Raw genomic sequence first — 20816 nt, forward strand, 5'->3', positions numbered from 1 at the left:
ATATAATACCTTGTTCAAGGGATGTGTTCTGGTCAGCTCTCACGTATACTCTCACTCAAACGGGAGATGCGTGACCCGCGGGGTCGGTCGGCAGATCATGATGGAAATCGCGCACCAGCACCGTGGAAATACCATCGTATCAAGGAATTGTATCAACAAAGGAAGAAGAATCGCATGAGAAACATCATTGTTTCCGAATTTGTGACGCTGGATGGCGTCATGGAAGCCCCAAACCAGTGGTCTTTCCAATTTGGCAGGAGTGAAGAACAGTTGCAGTTTAAATTCGAAGAGCTGAAAGCCTGCGGCGCGCTTCTGCTGGGACGAGAGACCTATCAAGGGTTTGCCGCTGCCTGGCCCACCATGCAAGGAACCGGGGAGTATGGGGAGCGCATGAATAGCTTACCCAAGTTTGTGACCTCCACCACGCTCTCGGAAGTAGAGTGGAATGCCAGCCTGCTTAAGGGCGATCTCGCCGAGGAAGTCTCCCAGATCAAGCAGCAACCGGGTCAGGATGTGGTGATTTTCGGCAGTGGAGAGTTGGTCCATACCCTGATGCAACAGGACTTGATCGATGAATATCGGTTGATGGTCTTTCCTGTCGTGGTGGGCAGCGGCAAGCGTCTCTTCCGAGAGGGAAGTGAGAGGAAGGTGCTGAAACTGGTCGAGACCAGGACCTTCAGTTCTGGCGTCATCTTGCTCATCTATCAACCGGATAGGTCATAGCCGAAGCTCACGTTGTACATCCTCTCCTGGCACCTGCGTTCCAGAATGACAACACTCTAGAGCTCAGGTGACCTGGATATCCTCTGGGCAAAAACTACTGAAATGGGCAGCATTGAGGAAGATGAGTATGTTGATGGCAAGAATCTCTGCCAGCGGATCTGAGAAAGGATGAAACTGTGGATCATTCCATGCTTGAGCGGCTCCTGCGGGAAGCAGGAGTTCCCGAATTACTTGATGTGCTTGTCGAGCGACTTGGTCCGACAGACCTCCAGTCCCTGCTTCTGGAGGTCTATCGACGGCGTGCGAGCACGATCACCCCCAGTCAACTTCTTGAGCGCTATGAGCGAGATCGCTTTGTGCGTCCATCCCGTGCAACTCTAGAAGCGCTGACTGATTTTGACCGCCTTATCTGGTCGCAGCTTTCGGACGCTTACACTGCCATCGAACTCTCACCGGTTTGTCCACTCGGCACGAATGCTGCTATAGCGACCGTCGACCAGAACAAGGTCCTCACCACGCTTCGCAATACCGAAGTCGTGGCCGACGCAACCAACGTCCTGGCCCTCGAATGTGCTTCACGCCGCCGTCTCCTGCATACGGATCGGCAGAACCGAGAACGGGTCCGGCTCTGCACCTCACATCGCGTGGTACGTGGGCAAGCCTACAAAGTGGAAGGAGCGCTTCCTCACTTTCGTCTCCTCGCCCTCTGTGTTGCTGGCCGCGACGAGGGATCGTTTCGGTTCGAGACCAGCACCCTTCTCGAACAGATTGGCTTTTACTTGCGCGTGTTGCGTGAAGCCTCCCAGTTTGGCTACCCTGCTCATCACTTCCGGGTCGCCATCACTGATCTCGAACAAGGGCGACGGGAACAGGTCCTCACTGAGCAGGTGCTCTCTCCCCTCGCGGCCAACCATTCGGATATTCTCTGCGAGCTTGATCCCAACAGGGAGACAGGACGTGGCTATTATGTTGGTGCCTGCTTCCATATCTATGCAACAAACCTGTTGGGAACCGAGATGGAACTGATCGACGGCGGCTTCACGACGTGGACCCAGCAACTCCTCAGTAATGCCAAAGAACGACTGCTGATTAGTGGTCTCGGCACCGAACGTTTCCTCAATCATTTTGGCACCTCGAAGCCTGGCTTATGATGGAGATCAAGGAGCTTTGTGGATCTGTCCCACTTTTGGTGATGCTGAATACGTATGGATCAAGGTGTGGACAGACGTGAGACGCATTTCCTACAGCTTTCACTGTTTTAGCTGTCGTGGTGGGCCTCGCCTTGTTTGAAGGCACTTTTCATCACCAAAAGTGGGACTGAACCGCTTTGTGGGAGGAAATATGCGAATTCAGTGGGCGGTAAAATAGGTAGTAGCTCTATATTCATTTATCAATCATCTGCTCTCAAGACAATAGGATCGCGCTTCTTCTCGAAACACGCGAAGCCATTCATTGATAGCAACTGGCAATGGAGCAACGGCATGATGCTGGATGAGCAGGCTTTCTCGGTGAAAACTGGGCATGTGTTGCACAGAAAGCTCTACCAATGTTCCTGTTTTCAACTCATGTTCGACCATGGTTCGTGTTAAAAATGCGACTCCCTTCCCTCTCATCAGTAAATCATATGCCGTCTGAGGCGGAACCTCAATGGTAGATGACGGAGAAGTGGCAAGAAGATGGGATTGCCACTGTTTCACCTCAACATTCCAATCAATCAGAAAAAAAGGAGAACCCTGGTTTACAATATCTTGGAGGGTTACCTGTTCTACCTGGGTAAGTGGATGTTGGGGATAGGTTACCAGTGCCAACGGTTCTTTTAAATGGAGAAGAGGGGAAAACTCCGGATGAAAAAATGGTCCAACCACGAAGCCAAGATCAACATAATGTTCATGGAGCATTTCACAGATTTCTCGGGTATGACCGGTATGAATGACCACATCAATGTGAGGATACTGGCGATAAAAATGTGTCAGAGCTGTGGCAAAAAAACCTGTTGCCAGCGAGGGTAAGGTCGCGATTCTGACCTGTCCTCTCTCTCCTTCCCTGGTCCGCCTCGCGGCATCTACTCCTGTCGTCATTGCGCGAAGGGCTGTTTGCGCATAAGGAAGAAAAGTCTGTCCAAGTTCTGTCAAAAAAACACGATTGCCTCTACGCTCAAAGAGAGGTCCTCCAACCTCTTGTTCAAGGGCACGAATCCGTAAACTGATCGTTGGTTGGGACACCTCCAATTTGCGTGCAGCTTTGCTGAAATGGTTGTACAAAACGATGTGATCAAAGGCTTGCAATTGGTGCAGATCCATAGGTGGAACCCCCCCCTTCTCATAAAAAAATCTTATCGAGAGTATAGCAGATATTGGCTTGTTTTATCGCCGGGTCATTGCTATGCTAAGCAGAGTTGATGAGAAAGGAAGACACAATGATCTCGGTAAAACACGTTTTTGATACGGTTCTGAACAAACACTATCCGCGTCCGAAAGGTGTGATAGGGTGGGTCGCTGGAGAAGTAATGGTGCGCCAGCATAGAGCAGAGACGGAGTGGACGGTGCACCTTCTGGACATTCAGCCCACAGATACAATCCTGGAGGTTGGTTGTGGAGCTGGCCAGGCAATCAAGCTCACAGCAGAGCAAGCAAGCAGAGGACGCGTTGTGGGAATCGATCTTTCAGAACAGATGGTGCGATCCGCAACCAGACGAAATGGAGCGGCGGTAAAGGCTGGACAGGTCATGCTCTCGCAGGGTACCATAGCCGCTTTGCCCTGTAAGGATGAGCAATTTGAGAAGATCATGACGATCCACACCCTCTATTTCTGGCTGGAACCACACGTATCTTCGCCTGCTCTGCGCGAACTCTATCGTGTCCTCAAGCCAGGAGGCCGAATAGTGCTGACGCTTTCTACCGGCAAAGTCAATGCGCAAGGAGAGGTCGAGGTGTGGGAATCACTTCAATCGGCACTGGAGGAGCAGATCATACCCGGCATGCAGCGAGAAGGCTTAAAGAATGTACGTATAGAACAAGGTCCCACCTCGCGGGGATATACGAGCATCGCAGTCATTGGCGAAAAGGAATACCGTTAGTAAAATCTTTGATGCGCTCCTGAAAAGTCTTACCTATCTGGCTCTTCCATCATTCGTGATTGATTGAACTGCTTGCTGATTGCTCTCTTCTGTCTTCATTCAAAACTCATGAAAAGCGGGCGTAAACTGTCCGCTTTCCATGGTACTCTACGAGAAAGAAGAGACAAAAAGGAGGCCATACGATGACTGAGGACAACTTTACCCTCATAACGTACTATGCTATCTGGAAAGAATATCAGAAGCACATCAGAGAAGCAATCGCACCACTTACCTCCGAACAGCTTGCATTGCGTGCCGCTCCTCATCTGCGCTCCGTTAGTGAGAATGCGTTACACATCATCGGTGCTCGTACGGGCTGGTTTATGCTGACCCTGGGAGAAGAGGTTGGCGAGGAGCTGAGTGCATACCTGAAGCGTCACAAAGGTTCACTCCAAGAAGGAGCACCCATCCCAACCGCAGCCGAATTGGCTCTGGGCCTCGATCTCACCTGGCAATTCATAGCTGGTTGCCTGGCTCGCTGGAGTCCAGCCGACATGCAACAGACCTTTCCAGATGAAATGGACGGCAAACAGGTGTATCTGTCGCGCGCCTGGATTGTTGGGCATGTACTGGAGCATGATCTGCATCACGGCGGAGAACTCTCACTCATCCTTGGTATGCATGGGGTTACAGCGGATTTCCCTGGCTAGCATCTCTGTCTCTTTAAGGACATACATGGTATTGTGCTTATCTCCTGAAAGAAGAGGAGAGGGAAGGACACACTCTGGTTCAATAGCTTCAATGAGCTGAAAGGAATGCAGAATGGACACTATGCTCAGCAAACCCCAACTCCTTACGGAATTGCACAATGAAAATGCCTCCTGGCAAGCCTTGCTCGACGAGATTGGCGAGGCCAATATGACACAGCCAGAAGTTGCTGGTGGCTGGTCTATCAAGGATATCGTAGCCCACTTAACCGAGTGGCGACGTTGGTCAGTCAGAGGCTTTCAAGTCGAACTGAATTATGAACCAGAATTTACACCGCCCTGGCCGCCAGCTTTGCAGAGCGATGATGACATCAATGCCTGGATGTATGAATCGCAACGAGATCGTCCATTAGCCGATGTGCTCAGCGATTCACGTGAAGTCTTGCAACAATTGGTAGAGGCCCTTGCTGCCTTTTCTGAAGAGGAACTCCAGGACCCTCAACGTTTTTCATGGCTGGCAGGAGAGCCATTAAACGGCAGATTGTTCTTTTCTCACTTTCACGATGACCATGAGCCCGATATGCGGGCCTGGCTCGATAAAGTCAAGAGAGACAGGTAACAGAGAGAGACCTGCCCGGGATATGTGAAAAACTTGAATGGTTTTCAGACGTATCCCGTTTTTCATGCGGTTTCAAAAAACATACATATCTGGTGCATTACCCATTATGAATGTGTTTCCAGAAGCTTGTTTCGCCAGATGGCGGCCTCTTCAAGCGTTCTGAGATCGTTCTGGATATCCCCAGGTTTTCTTCCTTGCCCGATCAGATATCCCATCAGTGGCACGTTTACAAAATCAAAGATATATTGGAATTGCTGAACTAAAGGTAAGGCTTTCCTTTGTGGCTGGTCATCCCCAACAATCACCACAAACGCCCGTTTTTTTGTGATCTCCCCTTTAAAGTTCAGCGATGGATCGCGGAAACTCTGAGACCAACGGTCAATGAAATTCTTCATCAATCCTGACATCCCATACCAGTACACAGGGGTGGTAAAGATAAGAAAATCATGGGAGAGAACTTGTTGGAGAACGAGACTATAGTCATCATCTACCGTATCAAAACCATTGGGGTCATGTCGTTGATCCACAATTGGCTGAATACGATAATCGCTCAAATGAATGGAAGAGGATGAAGTCCCTCGAAGGAGTTCTTTGGTGAGTTGTTCGCTATTTCCATTTTTTCTCGATCCACCATAGATTGCTACAATTTTCATTTGTTCATTGCTCTTTTCATTTCTTACTTGCGTGAGGAAATATTCACAGATTCACTCAGTACCCTTTTACTGTTTGGTCGGTTTACCTAATTACTGTACCTCTTTTTTAACTCTTCTACAAGTCTGATGGAGAGTGGTCGATATTTCTATAGACGACGAACCGGGAGTGGGCCATAATAGCTGCTATAAAACAGTTTTCAAAGGAGAGAAATGATGCGAACCTGGGTTGATCCTTTCATTGGCATCTATAGCGGACAATGTTTATGTGGTCCATATCTGCCTTACAGTCTGGTACGTCTGGGCCCCGATACGATCGTGGGACGACAATCAACCAACGGATATGGGTATGGTGTTGATGGGCGTATTGCTCGCTTTAGCCATACCCATGTCAGCGGCACAGGCGGGCCGAGCCGCTATGGCAATGTAGGCTTTACGCCGTTTATCGGCCCCGTTGATGCCTGGCGTTCCTCGCCGCTTGCCTATCATCCTCAGGATGAGTATGCGGAGCCCGGTTATTATGCCGTGAGCTTACAACCGGAGGCGATTCGGGCCGAGCTAACCGTGACCCCGCATGTCGGCGTCCACCGCTACACGTTCCCTGCTGGAACCGGTGGTGCCCATCTGCTCATTGATGCGGGCGCGGTGATCCAGTGGGAAGAGATGGCTCCCATCCCCGTGCTACCCGGTGACAAACCAGGTGAGTGGACGCAGGAGTATACCGGGGCCTCGGTTGGTGGCTCCATTGAGTGGCTCTCTCCGACCGACCTTGTTGGGCGAGCCGACTGCCAGGGCGGCTGGGGACATAATTATCCCTATTCGGTCTTCTTTGCTCTCCATTTCGATCAACCGGCGCGTGCACAACAGTGCGCGGTAGGGATGGATCGTGTGAGCGGCCCCATCGCTGTCGGCCCTCAGAGCAAAGCCATCGCCACCTTCCGCCTGCCGGACGATCCAGCGGAGCAACCGCTTTGCGTCCAGGCCTGGGTCGGTATTTCCTATGCGAGTCTCGCCCATGCCTGCGCCAGCCTCGCCCGCGAAGTTGGCTCAGACCATGCTCAGGCGACCACCTCACCTCGGCAATCATCCCGACATGAATCTACTGCATCCGCTCAAGCAGAAAGCTTCTCTCCCACACTCTCATTCCTCCCTTTTGATCATGTGCGCACCGCCGCCGCTGCGACCTGGGATCAGGCCCTGACAGCAATCACGGTGAAGGGCGGGAGTGTCGAACAGCGCACACTCTTCGCGACGCTTTTTACACGTCTGGTCTGTATGCCCACCGACCTTGGTATCGACGACGAGCATAGTCTCTGGCATTCGGGAACGCGCCAATTTACCGATTTCTACTGCTTTTGGGATAGCGTGCGCAATGCCAACCAGCTCATCTCTCTGTTTGATCCTGAGCGAGAGGCCGCCTTTCTGCTGGCCGCCCTCGACATCGCGGAGCATCGTGGCTGGTTGCCCGACGCCTGGATTGCCGGTCACTATGGTGTCAGCCAGGGCGGAAGCACGATTGATATTCTCTTCTGTGAGGCGGCGCTCAAGGGGTTGCCGGGTCTCACACGCCAGGACTATCAGCGAGCCCTTGCCTTTATGCGCAAAAATGCGCTGGTGCCGTCGCCCGACCCGGTACACTTTGGGCGCGACCTGCGCGATCAAGACCGGGAGCCTCCCCTTGCGTACATCTCGACGGATGTCCCGCGTTTCAGCGCCTCCAAACATCTTGAATACTGCTATCAGGACTGGTGCGCTGGTACGCTGGCGGCCTGGTTGGGAGAGAGCGAGGTGGCCGAGGCCGCGTACGCTCGTGCGTCCAACGTCTGGAAGCTCTGGCGCGACGACCTGCGCTGTTTCGCACCGCGCCAACCCGATGGGTCATGGCTCACTCCATTTGATCCGGACCAGGTCAAACAGCAGCCCCGATTGGTCCCATACTTCTATGAGGCGACAGGCAGACAATGGTCGTTCCAGGTGTTTCATGATTTTGCGGGGCTGGTGCGCCGCCATGGGGGACCAGAAGCTTTTGTGGAGGTCCTCGATGCCTTTTTCGCTCAGGGGCACTATATCCAGAAGGAGACGCTGCTCCATATCCCCTATCTCTATCACTACGCTGGACGGCCCGATAAGAGCGCCGAGCGTGTCCGTGCCCTGCTCGCCCGTGCCTACCACGCGACCCGCAATGGGCTGAGCGACGACGAAGATATGGGATGCCAGAGCGGTTGGTATCTCTGGTCAACAATGGGGCTCTATCCCGTGATGGGTCAGGATCTCTATCTGATCACAGCCCCCACGTTCACCGAGATCCAGATCAAGCTGGGCAACAGTGGGAAGCACCTGCTCATCCAGGCCCCCGAGGCCGGACCAGCGTATGGCTATGTCGCCGAAGTCCGGCTCAACGGGGTGCCACTTCAACGCTCCTGGCTCCATCATGCCGAGATCGCGCAGGGTGCAACACTGACATTTACCCTCAGTCCATCCCCCACGTCATGGGGATATGGCATGACACCACCGATACTCCCCCTTTCTTGATATGTTAGATTCTCAGCCATCATGTGTATAACACTGACGCAATAATGGAGGGTTGGCAGAGTGCCAGAAGCGTGCTTATAAACAGGAATGGATCTGAGCCCGCTTCACCTGCTTTGAGTGGTGTGCCCACGCGCTAGAGAATGGCAAAAAGCCTCAACTTCGTACTTGAGAGTTTTACATGAAGCCTGGCACTATTTTATACACCATTGTCCCTTCCCGGGATTGCTGGCATGAGACGCTCACGAGCAACGTGCAGAAAGTTGTGTAAAATGGGCGAAGCGTTGTCTGGGAGCCAGGCCAGGGCAAGATCATATGCAATGAGTTCATAGAATCTCTCTCATCACTTAAAGCTGTTATCTCGACTCTAGGTGAGATAAGCCCAAAGTATCCAATTATCTCACCTGGAAGGTTCTCGTGAGAGAATTGTGCATCCCGGGCTTATCTCACTTTGATCAAAGTATATCCTTGTGTTCTCAAGCGTCGTGGAGAATTGACTTGATCATTTTGCCACACTGACACTCAATCGGACTTCACTGCACTTTTTCGTCAACTCCTGTTAAACGTTTTGGAGGTTTGAAGCAAACTGTGTATCGGTTGTGGATGGAGAGAGTTGTACGCCATCTGAGACAACTGGTAGAACAGTTCCATTGGCAATTTTGAATCTTCCTGTTGGGCCACCTGAGATGCGAAATTTTCCCGGTTTGTACTCCTTCAGGAAAAGAATGACTTGCTCACCTTTTTGAAACAGAGGATCATCATCGACTTGATACGTAACATTCTTGTACTTTCCACCAGTCTGGACTAGTGAGATTTTTGCCGGGATATCCTCATTTTGAGGTTTTGATATGATTTGAGTGATTGAAACAGTCACAGGTGTATAAACTGGCCCATCAGTAGGTTTGTATGTCGTCCCAATCTCAGCAATGGTTCCTCTAACCACAACATCTGAGTGCTGCTTCAGCTCTTTTAATGATGTATAATACTCTGCCCAACTAGTATGCATCGTCACTGTTTGCGATGATGTTTGTGAAGACGATGCTTCTGAACAAGCACTCATCAAAATCAGGAGACTAAGCATGAGCGCAAGGCTACCAATGATCTTACCGCTTCCCTGTATCTTCCATACGATATGTTGCCAGATCAGCATGATTTTTCCTTTCTCCATTCATAAAGAGGCGCAATACGCTTCTTATTAGAAAGATGATATTGAACGGTACTTTGTTCCCTATTCCTATGAACGTTGATGCTCTGTTTTTACTACCCATGTAACATTATGCAGTCAGCTTGTTAATACAGGGAATTGATTCCATTTACATCATCATTTTGAGGGGTGTTGACTCTACAGCCGTTGCGTGAGGGAGTACCTATCCCAACCGCTACCGAATTGGCTCTGGGCCTCGATCTCAGCTGGCAATTCGTGGCTGATTGCCTGGCTCGCTGGAGTCCAGCTGACATGCAACAGACCTTTCCCGATGAGCTGGACGGCAAACAGGTCTATCTGTCGCGCGCCTGGATTGTTGGGCATGTACTGGAGCATGATCTCCATCACGGCGGCGAACTCTCACTCATCCTTGGTATGCATGGGGTTCCAGCGGATTTCCCTGGCTAGCGTCTCTGTCGAGATAAGGACATACATGGTAGTGTGCTCATCGCCTGAAAGAAAAGGAGAGGGAAGGACACACTCTGGTTCAATAGCTTCAATGAGATGAAAGGAACGCAGAATGGACACTATTCTCAGTAAAACCCAACTCCTTACGGAATTGCACAATGAAAATGCTTATTGGCAAGCCTTGCTCGACGAGATTGGCGAGGTCAATATGACACAGCCAGAAGTCGCTGGTGGCTGGTCTATCAAGGATATCGTAGCCCACTTAACCGGGTGGCGGCGTTGGTCAGTCAAACGCTTTCAATTCGAACTCAATCATGAACCAGACTTTACACCGCCCTGGCCGCCAGCATTGCAGAGTGATGATGACATTAATGCCTGGATTTATGCATCGCAGCGAGATCGTCCATTAGCAGATGTTCTCAGCGATTCACATGAAGTCTGGCAACAATTGGTAGAGGTCCTTGATCACTGTGATGCAACAGCCCCAGAGGGGGGCGACGGCGAGCAAGAGCCTGATCAAGCGCTCGTTCTACGAGTTTCTCATCGCAATGGCCTGACATTGACCATCCTACGACCATGCGTGAATGAAGATCTAAAACAACCGCCAAGTACAACCATCCTTGTATAGTTGGAATGGACGTGATGTCAGTGACCCACTTCTTATTTGGCTCTTCTGCCGTAAATTCCCTATTCAAAAGATTGGACGCAACCGGATGAGAAGGATCTCGCCGTGTGGTGAGCGCTCGCCTCCGTGGCCGTTTCGCATACAATCCGGCCTCGCGCATCAGCCTGGCGACGCGTTTGCGAGCAACACGTCGCCCACGGTCACGTAACTCTGCGTGTAGCCGCGGGCTGCCATATCTGCCCTCATGAGTACGAAAGTCCTCTCGAATCTCTTCTGTGAGCTGGGCATCTTCTCGTTGACGTTGACACAGCGGACGCTTTCGCCAGGCATAAAAGCCGCTTTCCGAAACAGCGAGGACGTGACACATAACAGCAATCGGAAATTCCTGCTTATTCTGTTCAATAAACTGGTATTTTATCTGGATTCCCGCGAAAAGATGCCCACAGCTTTTTTTAAAATATCACGCTCCTGTTGAACCCGTTCGAGTTCGCGCTTGAGACGGCGATTCTCTTCTTCAAGATCACTTTGATGTCCTTTGCCTGGGAAGGCATCTGTGCCGTACTCTGCCAGCTCCTTGCGCCACGCGTGGATCGCCGAATCCGAAATCCCCAGCTCACGGGCAATCTGGGTGACTGGCTTTCCACTGGTTTGAGCCAGCCGCACAGCTTCCTCTTTAAACTCTTTTGTGTAGGTTTTTTGAACCTTTGCCATGATGATCCCTTTCCTGATTTGATCAAGTATATCTCAGCTTCCTGGACTCTATCAAATCGGGGCAGGATCAAGGCCCGCCCGGGATACGTCAAAAACGTGAGTAGTTTTCAGACGTATTCCGGGCCTACTCAGCGTGTCCATTTTGGAAATCCGTGCCTCTGTGGCACTCAAAGGTGCCTTTCAGAAGGATCGAACGGTGTTCTACCATTTCGCACTCAGGCTTCCCAGATCTCCAGGAGATGTCCATCAGGATCGTGGAAGAAGGCTCGCGTCTGGTTGTTGGAATGAGCAGGTGGAGTGATAAATTCGGCTCCGCGAGAGCAAAGGCTTGTATAGGCAGCCAGACAGTCAGGAACCCGTATGCTCAGTTCGCTCATGATCATCTTGTCGTTGAGAAGGAAGTTGGTCTTGTCTTGCATCGAACCACCAGATGCTGACAGAAGAATCTGGCTGCCTGCGAAACTCAGAAAACAGAGGATACCAGGTAGCTCATGCACTACCGTCGCACCCAGAACATCGCAATAGAATGCGAGTGATTGAGCGTAATTGTGGGTTACAAGTACATATCTGAGCTCTACCCCGTCTGTTGGGAAGTCATTAGGGAGTGCGGTTCTTTTTTCCATAGCGTTGTCCTTTCCCGATGCTCTTCAGACCCGTGTGAGTTTTTCCGGATTAGCAATGATGCGGATCACCTGAATCTGCTCATGCTCTATATCCATATCTATGACGTTCCAGGCGAAACCGTTGACGCGGCCAACCAGCGCAACCTGACCGTTGACCTCTCTAATCTCGAAATGAATATTTTCCGGCCAGAAGTGCTTTGATCCCAGGCTGAGACGAGCCACTTTTTCACGTCCATAAATCGGAAGCAAGGTGGCAGTTCTGGCTTTCCCGCCCCCATCTGACCACAGAATGACATTGTCGGAAAGCAGATTAGTCAGGGTGATCATTTCTCCGCTCTGCACTGCCTCCAGAAAGCTGCTAAGCAATTGTCGATGCGTTTCGGGGGCGGGTTTGAAGGGTGTCCGCTGCGCGACCAGGTGTTGCTTCGCCCGGCTGAAGGTGCGGCGACAGGCTGTTTCTGTTTTCTCAAGGATGCCAGCAATCTCACCAAACTCATACTCGAAGACTTCGCGTAGGAGGAAAACAGCTCGCTCGAATGGTTGGAGTTTCTCCAGAAGTATCAGAAAGGCCAGTGAGACCGACTCTTCTGTTTCGACACGCGTTTCGGGATTGGCTGCTTCGGGCCTTTCTTCTGTGAGAATCGGCTCCGGTAACCAGGGGCCGACGTACAGTTCTCGCTTCCTGCGTGCGAGCTGGAGTTGGTCCATGCACAAGCGCACCAGAATCGTGGTCAGATAGGCCTTGAGCGAGTGAATGGTCTGCGGGCGTGCGGTCTGATAACGTATATACGTCTCCTGCACCATATCCTCTGCATCCATCGCACTCCCAAGCATGCGATAGGCGATGGAAAAAAGATAGGGTCGGTACGTTTCGAAAGATTCCACTCTGTTTCCTCCTGGAATTGACTTCTGAGAACAGGTACTGTCTGTCTTTGCCGTATGCTGGATACTTTCTTTCCTGCGGGAGAGAGCAAACATCCAATAATCATTCTGCTTAGCTAATTGTAAGCCGTGGGAAGGACGCAGCGCGCCTAAGCAGGTATGGAATCATCTGCCGATGGATCATGCCGACAGCTGCCCAAAGCGGGCGAGCCAGGCGCTGCGTGTAGAACACGTTGGTGGTCAAAACTACCGTCGAGCTTGCAACTCGCAGGATCAGTTGGGCAGTCATGAACGTCGAGTGCAGTTCGAGGCGGATCGCGTCGGGTTCCCTTGAGGCAATCCGCCAGCCAAAAACGTGATCGGACGATGGCCTTGGCCCGAGCCGGAGGCCCAGCACCCACCGCCATCCCAGCAGCAGGAACCAACGCACCAGGCGTGGGGCATGCTCGAAGAGGGCGCGCGACCACTGCTCCGCTGTACGTGTATCCATACTCGAGGTCTGCACCTCGAACGCATCGCTATAGTCTGACGGGTTATCGGTGGTTCGGATCTCCTGATCTGCTGCAATGCGATGCACGCGTATCAATCTGCTGCTGCTCATAGAGTTCCCCCTGTGTTTGCCATCTCATCACATCTATTCAATGGGCGTCCTTTGAGCTCTTCTTCCGCGTAGGCATACTGCCCTGAGTTCCTTCATTTAGAGAAGGGGCCCGCGCTGATTGAATGGTGCCATTTCTTCGCCTCCTCTCTTTGTGTGTGTTATGAGGCTCTCACCATCTCATTTTTCTCGACAAGCAGGCCCTGTTCCCTAACTGTTGGGATAATCCTCTTAGCCAAACGACCTCATAGGGTGCTTTGGATGAACTGGTGGATAACGCGAGCGAGTTCGACTGGTTGGTCAAGAGGAATGAGCGTAGAGCTATCAGCGATCTCAACCAATTGCCCGTGGGGGAGCATTTCGGCCAGCCTGCGCCCGTACTCCAGAGGCATCACGCGGTCGTCGGTGGCCCAAACCACCAGTGACGGACGGTCAAAGCTACGCAGGAGTTCAGCTCCCGCAAGCATGTCCCCTTTCTTGCTTGCACGCAGATATTTGGTCAGATCACGTCGGATTTCTCGTTGGGTCAGGATTGGATGCAACCAGGTGTCAGTCACTACAGGAGGAATCGGACGTTTTGCCAGCCAGCCGTAAGCTATTGGCAGACGACGCAACGCCCGCAGGCGCATGGGCTGGGCAAGGGCATTCAGTCCACCAGGCAACCGTGCCGTAAACGTCAAGACGTGTCCGGGCAAACCCGACGGGAAATTCTCCAGAGCTTCACACGAGGTGATCACCAATCGTGCCAGGCGCTCAGGATACAAGCCCGCCGTGACCTGGAAAATTCCCAGGTCGTTGCCGATCAGAGTCACCTCGCGCAGATCCAGAGCCTCCAGGAATTCGGCTTGAAGCTTCGCCAAGCCGTTTACGGAGAGATCTGCGTCTGCCCGCATGGGCTGCCGATGACTGCCAACAGGCAGCGTCGGCACCACACAGCGATAGTCGGCGTGCAGTTCACGAACGACATGACGCCACACTGAGCCATCCATCAGCAGCCCATGCAGCAGCACGAGAACGGGACCATTGCCACCCGTATCCTCGTACTCGATGATCCCCGCTGAAAGTTCGATTTCTTGCATATGTTTATCTCCTCCATAGGCATTATTCGCTTTAGTGCCTGATTGTAAGCTGATGCCATCTTCCTTCAAGGAGCCTCCCTCCTTTCATTTGGAGTTGAGTCATCTGTGCTATTTCCTTTCCAGCTCAAACAGTGGATGAGTGAGTACCGCGCGCTCAAACTCCTCAAGGGAGGAGTCTGCTGCTACGCCATAATAGTGAGCGAAGGGGTTGCCGCCTTTGACATCTTCTCGCAATACGAGCGCAGCCTCTTTGGGAGGCAGTTCTCTGACGTTGATTGTTTCAGCACGACGTCCACGGGTGAGGATGGCCTCTCTCGCTGCTCGCAGGTTGCGCACCCAGTCCACGATTCCATACACAGAGCCCACATAGCTCTTCCCATTCTGCTCAATAATCGCGATTGGGACTGTACGCGGTTGCCCACTTTTGCGCCCGCGCACTGTGAGCAGATACATGGGATAGCTTCCGGTTCCTTTGAGTTTGATACCCGCACGTAGCAGAGTTGTTGTCAAAACATTTGCCACACGCACAAACATTGGGGCCTGATTCTTTTTTGCCATCTATTTCTTCCTTTTCATCTTTAGATAAAGCATGTCTTACTCATCACAACGTGTGATTATCACATGTAAAGAGGGTTGAGGTATCCTTTTTGGGACAGCTTTTCTGTCTGGTTTTGGCCAATAGACGCACTCAAAGAAGCTGGCTGTGAGAAATGGTTTGTGGACAAGATGACCGGGTCAAAAGTGGAGCACAAAAGTTTCGATGAGTCCCTCTGTGGTAGAGGGGTATTGCGCTTTAGAATTCTCCATGAAGCTGCTCTGATCTAGTCTTTAAGATATGGCCAACCTTCTGGGCTGTATGCTGTTGTATCCAGGGCTGCGAACCAATCGAAATCGGTGAAGCTCTGGGCGTTGAGTGGTTCTGTATAGCTTCTGTTCTTCTTGCTACCAGAGCGAAGCGGAAGAGATGCAAGGTTCTCTACGGGAAGTGCTTGATGCGTGGGAATAAAGCGCACTGGCCCGGGCACGGATGTGAGCCGCGCCTCAAGCGTCCCGGCTTCTGGCTGACCAATCCCGTGAACAGGTGAGGAGCCTACGGCTGAGCCAATCACAGCATAGCGACGGCCAAAGAGTTCATGCAGATGCGAGCCAACAGGCCACCAGATTACTGTCTCATTCCCCCATTGCCATTGCACTTTTCCACGCTTGAGATGGCTATTGTGGGCAAAAATCAAGATGTTGCCTCGACCCTGTTCACGGGAGGCAATATATGCCAGATTCTCAGCCATCATGGCGGCACGTATGCCGAGCAGAATGGCCTGACGTTTCTCAGATGGTTGCGCTAATGCTGCATGGTAGTTCAGAAGCTGCCGGGCTATCACCGCGTAGTGAACAGCCTCCCGATAGCGACGCCCGTCACTCTTTGCGACCAGTTCGGGTCGACGCACGTGTAGCTCTGAAATCAGTTCCTCTGTCTCGATCCGTAGTGTCGTTGCCTCCTGCGATCGACCTATCGATTGTGTCGGGTCGAACGTGGCCGCCGGATTCTCCCAGGCAGCGTCCTGTCCCAGTAGCGGGTCAATGCGATGGCGATACTCCTGACCGAGGACCTCATCAACTGAACTGAGGTAATCAAGCACAAAGTGGAGTGTCTGGCGAGGACTATCTGTGATCATATCGGTCGGGCTATCAAATCCATAGAAATGAAGCTTCCTCTGATGCGCTGGATCAGCATTGTAGTGTCTCATCCATTCGACCAGTTCTCGATTCGCTTCAAACTTTCCGAAGCCATGGCTAAATCCAGCATCCTGCACCGCCTCATAGGAGGCCGGACCGTGGCCAAGCACATAGTCGTTGACGATGGGTCCTTGAGGAAAACTGCTCTCAATAGCGATAGCGCTGTAGCCATGGGCTTCGACAAGGCGCTGGAAGAGCTGGTTGCGAAGGAGAAGCAGCTCTTTTCCTCCATGAAGAGCCTCTCCAAAGCCCAGCAATGTCACTGAATCGTCAAGTGTACCGATCATGGTATCAACAGCGGCATTGAAATCCAGACGAGAATCGAGCGAGCATGGGATCGCTTCATGGGCAATCCACTCATCGAGGGTTGCATATACTCCTGCTGCGTGCGTCATTGGTCTATCCTCTCTTGTTTTCACGATACAATGAGAAACCTTCTTTGCCTGCCTCAATCTCCCATGCTCTCCTCTACAGTTGAGAGTATGAGAACCTGGATACACAAGAACCTGCTCCAGGTGGTGATAGGTCGTACAGAAGGGTGCATGCATGCATCTTCGATCCAAGCTGGCCGGGCTTTTTCTGGATCATGCCTCTACTGTATAACACTGACGCAATAATGGAGGGTTGGCAGAGAGCCGGAAGCGTGCTTATAATAAACAGCAATGGATCTGAGCCCGCTTCACCTGCTTTGAGTGGTGTGCCCACACGCTAGAGAATGGCAAAAAGCCTCAACTTCGTACTTGAGAGTTTTACATGAAGCCTGGCACTATTTTATACACCATTGTCCCTTCCCGGGATTGCTGGCATGAGACGCTCACGAGCAACGTGCAGAAAGTTGTGTAAAATGGGCGAAGCGTTGTCTGGGAGCCAGGCCAGGGCAAGATCAAAGGTTGAGGTGACGTCCTGAAGTGGACGATAAGCAACCCCCGCATTACGAAGCAATTGAGATGAAGCAGGAACGATAGAAATACCAAAGTTTGCAGCGACCAGACTAATAATAGACTCCCAGCCTGAAGCTTCTTGCCCCAAATGCATATGAAAGCCAGCACTCTGACAAAGACTCGTCATCTGGTCAAAGAGACCGGGATTCCAGGCGCGAGGATACATAACAAACGTTTCTTCGCATAACTGGACCAGCGCGATCTGTTTCTGCAACGCGAGAGCGTGGTCAGTAGGAAGAACTACGACCAGCGGGTCACGGTGAATAACCTCTAGATGGAGCGAAGCGTCAAGAAGAGGCGGATGAAGAATGCCTACCTGAATCCAGCCTTCGTGGAGCGCCTGCACTTGCTCGATAGTCACCAGATTATGCAATGGTGTTTTGACGAACGGGTACTGTTCTCGGAACGCCTTAAGGACGGTTGGTAATACCTCTGTGATTGCAGTGCCAACGAAGCCGACATCCAATTGTCCAAGAATGCCATTGTGGGCCTGGTGTGCGACTGCAATGGCGTGTTCTGCCTGGGCGATGACCTTTTTTGCTTCATCTAGAAAAGCTTTGCCTGCGGGAGTCAGTTGCACGCTTCTTCTGGTGCGAACGAAGAGCGGCACACCCAGTTCGTTCTCCAAACTCTGTATTTGCTGGCTAAGCGGCGGCTGTGCAATATGCAGAATCTCTGCTGCGCGGCTAAAATGGAGGTGTTCTGCAACGGCAATAAAATAGCGTAAGTGTCGTAGCTCCATGTGTTTTTATATCTCCTTCATATCAGTATACTATCTTTTATATATTGGACAGATAACTTCATTTCTCCTATACTATCCCCATCAATGTATTGAGAAAGCGAAGAGCAAACATGAAGCAACGAAAACGTACTATTCTTATCACTGGCGGAAATAGCGGCATGGGGAAAGCCATAGCAGCAAGGTTCGCGAACGAAGATACTTCCATTGTTATTCTTGGGCGCGATCAGGATACGCTACGTGCCACAGCTTCGGAACTTGCCCCACACGTTGTCTGGTATCAGGCGGATGTGAGCCAACGCCAACAGGTCCAAACGACTGTAGCGTCTATCGTTGAACAATGGGGGCAGATTGATGTCCTCATCAACGCGGCTGGCTTTGTGCGTAGCGTCACAACTGATATGACGCTTGACGAAGCCGAACAGGAGTGGGATGCCGTGTTGGATACAAACTTGAAAGGGAGTTTCCTCATGACCGTTGCTGTTGCTCCCTATCTGGTGAGGCCTGGTGGGCGGATTATCTACATCAGCTCGATCGCAGCCTTTAACGGTGGTAGCCGGGCTGGTTCAACTGCCTATGCCGCAGCTAAAGCAGGGCTACATGGTCTGACGTATGGGTTTGCGCGAGAACTGAGCGCTCAGGGGATCACGGTCAATGCAGTTGCTCCGGGTTTCATTGCCAATACCGGGTTTACTGGTGCCTGGTCCGAAGAGCGTATCCATAGCATCGTCGAGCAAACGCCGGTTGGGCGAGCCGGTCAAGTCAACGATGTAGCTGCAGCCGTCCAATATCTGGCCTCGCCAGAAGCATCCTTTGTTACAGGTGAAATCCTCAATGTGAATGGCGGTTGGTTGTTTGGGCATTAGAGAGGCTCTTTATGATGAACCTTTCTCGAATGTATGCCTCAATGTGTAGGCATGCGCGAGAGAGAAAACGTTGGGAAGGTCCTACCCAGGATGAAACCGCCTGGGTAGGACCTTCCCAACGTTTATTGCAGGAGAATGGCGAGCCTCAAACGAATCATTTGCTGGCTACATGCTCATTGAGGACCTGATGGGAAAAGTCTGACGCGTGGTCTGTGGCCCACTGGGCGAGTGTACGTGCCTTTTGAAAGGTCACCTGCTCGACAGTTGGGAGGACAACATCAGGAGCGGTGACCGTGTCCGACCAGTAATCCAGCAGCATCTTGATAACGGGTCGAGGCATGTACTTCTCCATCTCCGTCTGGAAGGCTTCGACTGGAATCTCTTGAAAATGAAGCTTCTTGCCAATGGCAGTTCCGATACAATTCAACTGTTCGAGTCGCGTCAGCGCCTGGGGACCCGTTAGGGAGTACGTCTTTCCCTGATGTCCATCTTGCGTGAGCGCAGCTACTGCAACAGCGGCGATATCTGCTTCATGGATGGGTGCCTGGACTGAGTTGGGGTAAGGTTCATAGACAGCGCCACCTGTCTGAATGGAGTGTACCCAGAACAGCAGATTGTTGGCAAAGCTCCCAGGACGGAGAAACGTATATGGAATGCCGCTGGCAATGACTGCCTTCTCAATGGCAAGATGGTGCAGTGCGCTCCATGAAGTTTTGTCTCGCTCATACTCCATGGCCGCAGCCAGTGAGGAGAGCACAACGATCTGTTCCACCTGAGCGGCCTTCGCCTGCTTCAAGAAGGCATCTACACCCCCCTGTGCAGGAAACAGAAATACGCGATTGACTCCTTCAAAAGCGCTGGCGGGCAGATCCCCTTGTGTGAAATCGCCTTCCAGAGCTTCTACATTAGCAGGGGCTTTGTGCACATCACGTGTGATAATACGAACATCCTGCCCTTTAGAGCGGAGTTGAGCAACGATAGATCTGCCAACAGGGCCTGTGGCACCAGTAATCAGGTAAGGCATACTTTTCTCCTTTATTTCCCGTTCGTTCATCCCTTGATAGACAAAGTTTACCTCTAAAGAAGGTCAGAATCCGCCCTTGTTTCCGGCAGCGTATAATATTTATTGGATATACCTGTCGTTCCCTGATTTCCTAACCTCTGTACGCTGAAGTAAGCTTCTTCTCTATCACGAGCAGGCATAAGATACATGGCACCTGAAGAGAGCAGGATGTTTTCACACTATGAACTGCCAGACTTCCCTTTAGAAAATTGAGCCTCGTACCTTGATGGGAGTGATGCGCAACGCCACCGAGTATTCCGCAGCAAACTGTTCTGGTGAGCCAAACTTGCTGGTCATCCAGTGATGATATTTTGCCAGATAGAACGGGTGTTGATCGGCTGGTGGTTCAGTCGTGCTGATCTGAGCATGCCCAGTAAATACAATGATCCCAGAGCCCGTCCGGTCGCCATTAAAGTGCAGCGCCACCTGGGAATTGCGACGCACAAAGTCCAGCCGTCTGGCATGAGCCAGATTATAGACCAAAAAATTGGATGCCTCCTCATCCCACCAGAACCAGGTGGGTGCTGGTTGAGGCATCCCACGTGTATCCACTGTGGTTAGCCATAGGAGATATTCTTCATGGACGCGCCGTCGTACATTTTTCCCAAAAATGGTGCTCTCTTCTGGAAATTGAAAAGTCATTCTTTGCAGTCCTTCCTTGTCTCTTGCTCTGGCGCAGAGTGGCGCAAGAGCGAACGTCTCGTTGGGAGTAATTCTAATTCTTCTGCTCTTTCTTCGCCTTGCCTCAGGAAGCGGTCATACTTTATGAATTCTCACCCTGTATCGGACGACTCTCCTCTTCCTGGTTCAAAGGCAGATCATCCGTTTCAAGGGAAAGCAACACGATCCCAAGGCTCCGAATTTTCAGCAAGACCCGATAGAGAGCCGCTTGATCGGGTAGCGATCCGTAGAGTACTGTTGTGTTCGATGTTTCAGGGAGAATTTGAAGGTCCTCAAACCATTCTTGCCAGGACAGATCCAACTGCCCTTTAATACAGATGCGATAGTGCATCGATGAAGTGGTCCTCCCTTCGTTCAAGATAGTTGAAGGATACCATGC

General features: G+C 51.6%; 21 protein-coding genes and 2 pseudogenes. 9 read left to right on the plus strand and 14 right to left on the minus strand.

From position 1 onward, the window contains the following. Positions 1-174 precede the first annotated feature (174 nt). Positions 175-723 (plus strand): dihydrofolate reductase family protein, encoded by a 549-nt coding sequence (locus EL628_RS26050; RefSeq protein WP_126582911.1) that lies wholly within the window; start codon positions 175-177, stop codon positions 721-723. Between the two features lie 176 nt (positions 724-899). Then, positions 900-1874, plus strand: coding sequence for a hypothetical protein (locus EL628_RS26055; protein WP_126582912.1), 975 nt, complete (start codon positions 900-902; stop codon positions 1872-1874). A 243-nt stretch (positions 1875-2117) separates the two neighbouring features. Here EL628_RS26055 and EL628_RS26060 read toward each other — a convergent pair whose 3' ends face one another. Further along, positions 2118-3023, minus strand: coding sequence for a LysR family transcriptional regulator (locus tag EL628_RS26060; protein ID WP_126582913.1), 906 nt, complete (start codon positions 3021-3023; stop codon positions 2118-2120). Between the two features lie 116 nt (positions 3024-3139). Between EL628_RS26060 and EL628_RS26065 the strand changes: the two genes are divergently transcribed. From EL628_RS26065 to EL628_RS26075, 3 genes are all read left to right on the plus strand, one after another. Next, positions 3140-3799: a class I SAM-dependent methyltransferase gene (locus tag EL628_RS26065; RefSeq protein WP_161975777.1), complete on the plus strand. Its 660-nt coding sequence runs from the start codon at positions 3140-3142 to the stop codon at positions 3797-3799. Positions 3800-3981: 182 nt separating this feature from the next. Next, positions 3982-4488, plus strand: coding sequence for a DinB family protein (locus EL628_RS26070; RefSeq protein ID WP_126582915.1), 507 nt, complete (start codon positions 3982-3984; stop codon positions 4486-4488). A gap of 112 nt (positions 4489-4600) precedes the next feature. Next, on the plus strand, positions 4601-5104 hold the full coding sequence (locus EL628_RS26075) for a ClbS/DfsB family four-helix bundle protein (protein WP_126582916.1): 504 nt from the start codon (positions 4601-4603) through the stop codon (positions 5102-5104). A 104-nt stretch (positions 5105-5208) separates the two neighbouring features. On the opposite strand, the gene EL628_RS26080 is transcribed toward EL628_RS26075, so the two are convergent. Continuing rightward, a complete protein-coding gene (locus tag EL628_RS26080) occupies positions 5209-5757 on the minus strand; it encodes a flavodoxin family protein (protein WP_126582917.1) in 549 nt (182 codons plus the stop codon). Positions 5758-5967: 210 nt separating this feature from the next. On the opposite strand from EL628_RS26080, the gene EL628_RS26085 reads away from it, so the two are divergent. After that, complete coding sequence (locus tag EL628_RS26085) at positions 5968-8286, plus strand: GH92 family glycosyl hydrolase (protein ID WP_126582918.1); 2319 nt, start codon at positions 5968-5970, stop codon at positions 8284-8286. 556 nt (positions 8287-8842) lie between these two features. Here EL628_RS26085 and EL628_RS26090 read toward each other — a convergent pair. Continuing rightward, positions 8843-9433: a hypothetical protein gene (locus tag EL628_RS26090; RefSeq protein WP_126582919.1), complete on the minus strand. Its 591-nt coding sequence runs from the start codon at positions 9431-9433 to the stop codon at positions 8843-8845. 186 nt (positions 9434-9619) lie between these two features. Here EL628_RS26090 and EL628_RS26095 point away from each other — a divergent pair, with 186 nt between their 5' ends. Next, positions 9620-9895, plus strand: coding sequence for a DinB family protein (locus EL628_RS26095; RefSeq protein ID WP_161975778.1), 276 nt, complete (start codon positions 9620-9622; stop codon positions 9893-9895). Between the two features lie 112 nt (positions 9896-10007). Further along, positions 10008-10328: pseudogene (locus EL628_RS31230) on the plus strand (ClbS/DfsB family four-helix bundle protein); the annotation flags it as partial. Positions 10329-10353: 25 nt separating this feature from the next. Here EL628_RS31230 and EL628_RS31235 read toward each other — a convergent pair. The 8 genes and pseudogenes from EL628_RS31235 to EL628_RS26150 form a co-directional block, all read right to left on the minus strand. Then, positions 10354-11231, minus strand: a pseudogene (locus EL628_RS31235) (IS3 family transposase); the annotation flags it as partial. A gap of 215 nt (positions 11232-11446) precedes the next feature. Then, a complete protein-coding gene (locus tag EL628_RS26115) occupies positions 11447-11854 on the minus strand; it encodes a VOC family protein (protein ID WP_126582923.1) in 408 nt (135 codons plus the stop codon). A 24-nt stretch (positions 11855-11878) separates the two neighbouring features. Next, positions 11879-12739 (minus strand): RNA polymerase sigma-70 factor, encoded by an 861-nt coding sequence (locus EL628_RS26120; RefSeq protein WP_245994463.1) that lies wholly within the window; start codon positions 12737-12739, stop codon positions 11879-11881. A gap of 109 nt (positions 12740-12848) precedes the next feature. Continuing rightward, the gene (locus EL628_RS26125; RefSeq protein WP_126582925.1) at positions 12849-13337 is read right to left on the minus strand and encodes a DUF2867 domain-containing protein; all 489 of its coding nucleotides are present in this window, start codon (positions 13335-13337) and stop codon (positions 12849-12851) included. A gap of 242 nt (positions 13338-13579) precedes the next feature. After that, the gene (locus EL628_RS26130; protein WP_126583625.1) at positions 13580-14413 is read right to left on the minus strand and encodes an alpha/beta fold hydrolase; all 834 of its coding nucleotides are present in this window, start codon (positions 14411-14413) and stop codon (positions 13580-13582) included. Positions 14414-14521: 108 nt separating this feature from the next. Then, positions 14522-14971, minus strand: coding sequence for a nitroreductase family deazaflavin-dependent oxidoreductase (locus tag EL628_RS26135; RefSeq protein ID WP_126582926.1), 450 nt, complete (start codon positions 14969-14971; stop codon positions 14522-14524). Between the two features lie 263 nt (positions 14972-15234). After that, positions 15235-16542, minus strand: coding sequence for an erythromycin esterase family protein (locus tag EL628_RS26145; protein ID WP_126582928.1), 1308 nt, complete (start codon positions 16540-16542; stop codon positions 15235-15237). Between the two features lie 376 nt (positions 16543-16918). Next, on the minus strand, positions 16919-17830 hold the full coding sequence (locus tag EL628_RS26150; RefSeq protein ID WP_126582929.1) for a LysR family transcriptional regulator: 912 nt from the start codon (positions 17828-17830) through the stop codon (positions 16919-16921). 110 nt (positions 17831-17940) lie between these two features. Here EL628_RS26150 and EL628_RS26155 point away from each other — a divergent pair, with 110 nt between their 5' ends. Then, complete coding sequence (locus EL628_RS26155) at positions 17941-18693, plus strand: SDR family NAD(P)-dependent oxidoreductase (protein WP_126582930.1); 753 nt, start codon at positions 17941-17943, stop codon at positions 18691-18693. Between the two features lie 154 nt (positions 18694-18847). Here EL628_RS26155 and EL628_RS26160 read toward each other — a convergent pair whose 3' ends face one another. From EL628_RS26160 to EL628_RS26170, 3 genes are all read right to left on the minus strand, one after another. Continuing rightward, positions 18848-19717 carry an NAD(P)H-binding protein gene (locus tag EL628_RS26160; RefSeq protein ID WP_126582931.1) on the minus strand — a complete coding sequence of 290 codons (870 nt, stop codon included), beginning with the start codon at positions 19715-19717 and terminating at the stop codon, positions 18848-18850. Positions 19718-19957: 240 nt separating this feature from the next. Then, positions 19958-20398: a TIGR03667 family PPOX class F420-dependent oxidoreductase gene (locus EL628_RS26165; RefSeq protein ID WP_126582932.1), complete on the minus strand. Its 441-nt coding sequence runs from the start codon at positions 20396-20398 to the stop codon at positions 19958-19960. Positions 20399-20519: 121 nt separating this feature from the next. Next, positions 20520-20768 carry a DUF8691 family protein gene (locus EL628_RS26170; protein WP_126582933.1) on the minus strand — a complete coding sequence of 83 codons (249 nt, stop codon included), beginning with the start codon at positions 20766-20768 and terminating at the stop codon, positions 20520-20522. Between the last annotated feature and the right edge of the window lie 48 nt (positions 20769-20816).

The organism is Tengunoibacter tsumagoiensis, assembly GCF_003967535.1.
Classification (GTDB): domain Bacteria; phylum Chloroflexota; class Ktedonobacteria; order Ktedonobacterales; family Ktedonobacteraceae; genus Tengunoibacter; species Tengunoibacter tsumagoiensis.

What these genes read in the sequence shown, in the direction of transcription:
- EL628_RS26150 (WP_126582929.1), bottom strand. Translation starts at nt 17,830, where the DNA reads ATGGAGCTACGACACTTACGCTATTTTATTGCCGTTGCAGAACACCTC.
- EL628_RS26060 (WP_126582913.1), bottom strand. Translation starts at nt 3,023, where the DNA reads ATGGATCTGCACCAATTGCAAGCCTTTGATCACATCGTTTTGTACAAC.
- EL628_RS26130 (WP_126583625.1), bottom strand. Translation starts at nt 14,413, where the DNA reads ATGCAAGAAATCGAACTTTCAGCGGGGATCATCGAGTACGAGGATACG.
- EL628_RS26090 (WP_126582919.1), bottom strand. Translation starts at nt 9,433, where the DNA reads ATGCTGATCTGGCAACATATCGTATGGAAGATACAGGGAAGCGGTAAG.
- EL628_RS26145 (WP_126582928.1), bottom strand. Translation starts at nt 16,542, where the DNA reads ATGACGCACGCAGCAGGAGTATATGCAACCCTCGATGAGTGGATTGCC.
- EL628_RS26125 (WP_126582925.1), bottom strand. Translation starts at nt 13,337, where the DNA reads ATGAGCAGCAGCAGATTGATACGCGTGCATCGCATTGCAGCAGATCAG.
- EL628_RS26050 (WP_126582911.1), top strand. Translation starts at nt 175, where the DNA reads ATGAGAAACATCATTGTTTCCGAATTTGTGACGCTGGATGGCGTCATG.
- EL628_RS26170 (WP_126582933.1), bottom strand. Translation starts at nt 20,768, where the DNA reads ATGCACTATCGCATCTGTATTAAAGGGCAGTTGGATCTGTCCTGGCAA.
- EL628_RS26075 (WP_126582916.1), top strand. Translation starts at nt 4,601, where the DNA reads ATGGACACTATGCTCAGCAAACCCCAACTCCTTACGGAATTGCACAAT.
- EL628_RS26080 (WP_126582917.1), bottom strand. Translation starts at nt 5,757, where the DNA reads ATGAAAATTGTAGCAATCTATGGTGGATCGAGAAAAAATGGAAATAGC.
- EL628_RS26160 (WP_126582931.1), bottom strand. Translation starts at nt 19,717, where the DNA reads ATGCCTTACCTGATTACTGGTGCCACAGGCCCTGTTGGCAGATCTATC.
- EL628_RS26165 (WP_126582932.1), bottom strand. Translation starts at nt 20,398, where the DNA reads ATGACTTTTCAATTTCCAGAAGAGAGCACCATTTTTGGGAAAAATGTA.
- EL628_RS26070 (WP_126582915.1), top strand. Translation starts at nt 3,982, where the DNA reads ATGACTGAGGACAACTTTACCCTCATAACGTACTATGCTATCTGGAAA.
- EL628_RS26135 (WP_126582926.1), bottom strand. Translation starts at nt 14,971, where the DNA reads ATGGCAAAAAAGAATCAGGCCCCAATGTTTGTGCGTGTGGCAAATGTT.
- EL628_RS26155 (WP_126582930.1), top strand. Translation starts at nt 17,941, where the DNA reads ATGAAGCAACGAAAACGTACTATTCTTATCACTGGCGGAAATAGCGGC.
- EL628_RS26085 (WP_126582918.1), top strand. Translation starts at nt 5,968, where the DNA reads ATGATGCGAACCTGGGTTGATCCTTTCATTGGCATCTATAGCGGACAA.
- EL628_RS26115 (WP_126582923.1), bottom strand. Translation starts at nt 11,854, where the DNA reads ATGGAAAAAAGAACCGCACTCCCTAATGACTTCCCAACAGACGGGGTA.
- EL628_RS26065 (WP_161975777.1), top strand. Translation starts at nt 3,140, where the DNA reads ATGATCTCGGTAAAACACGTTTTTGATACGGTTCTGAACAAACACTAT.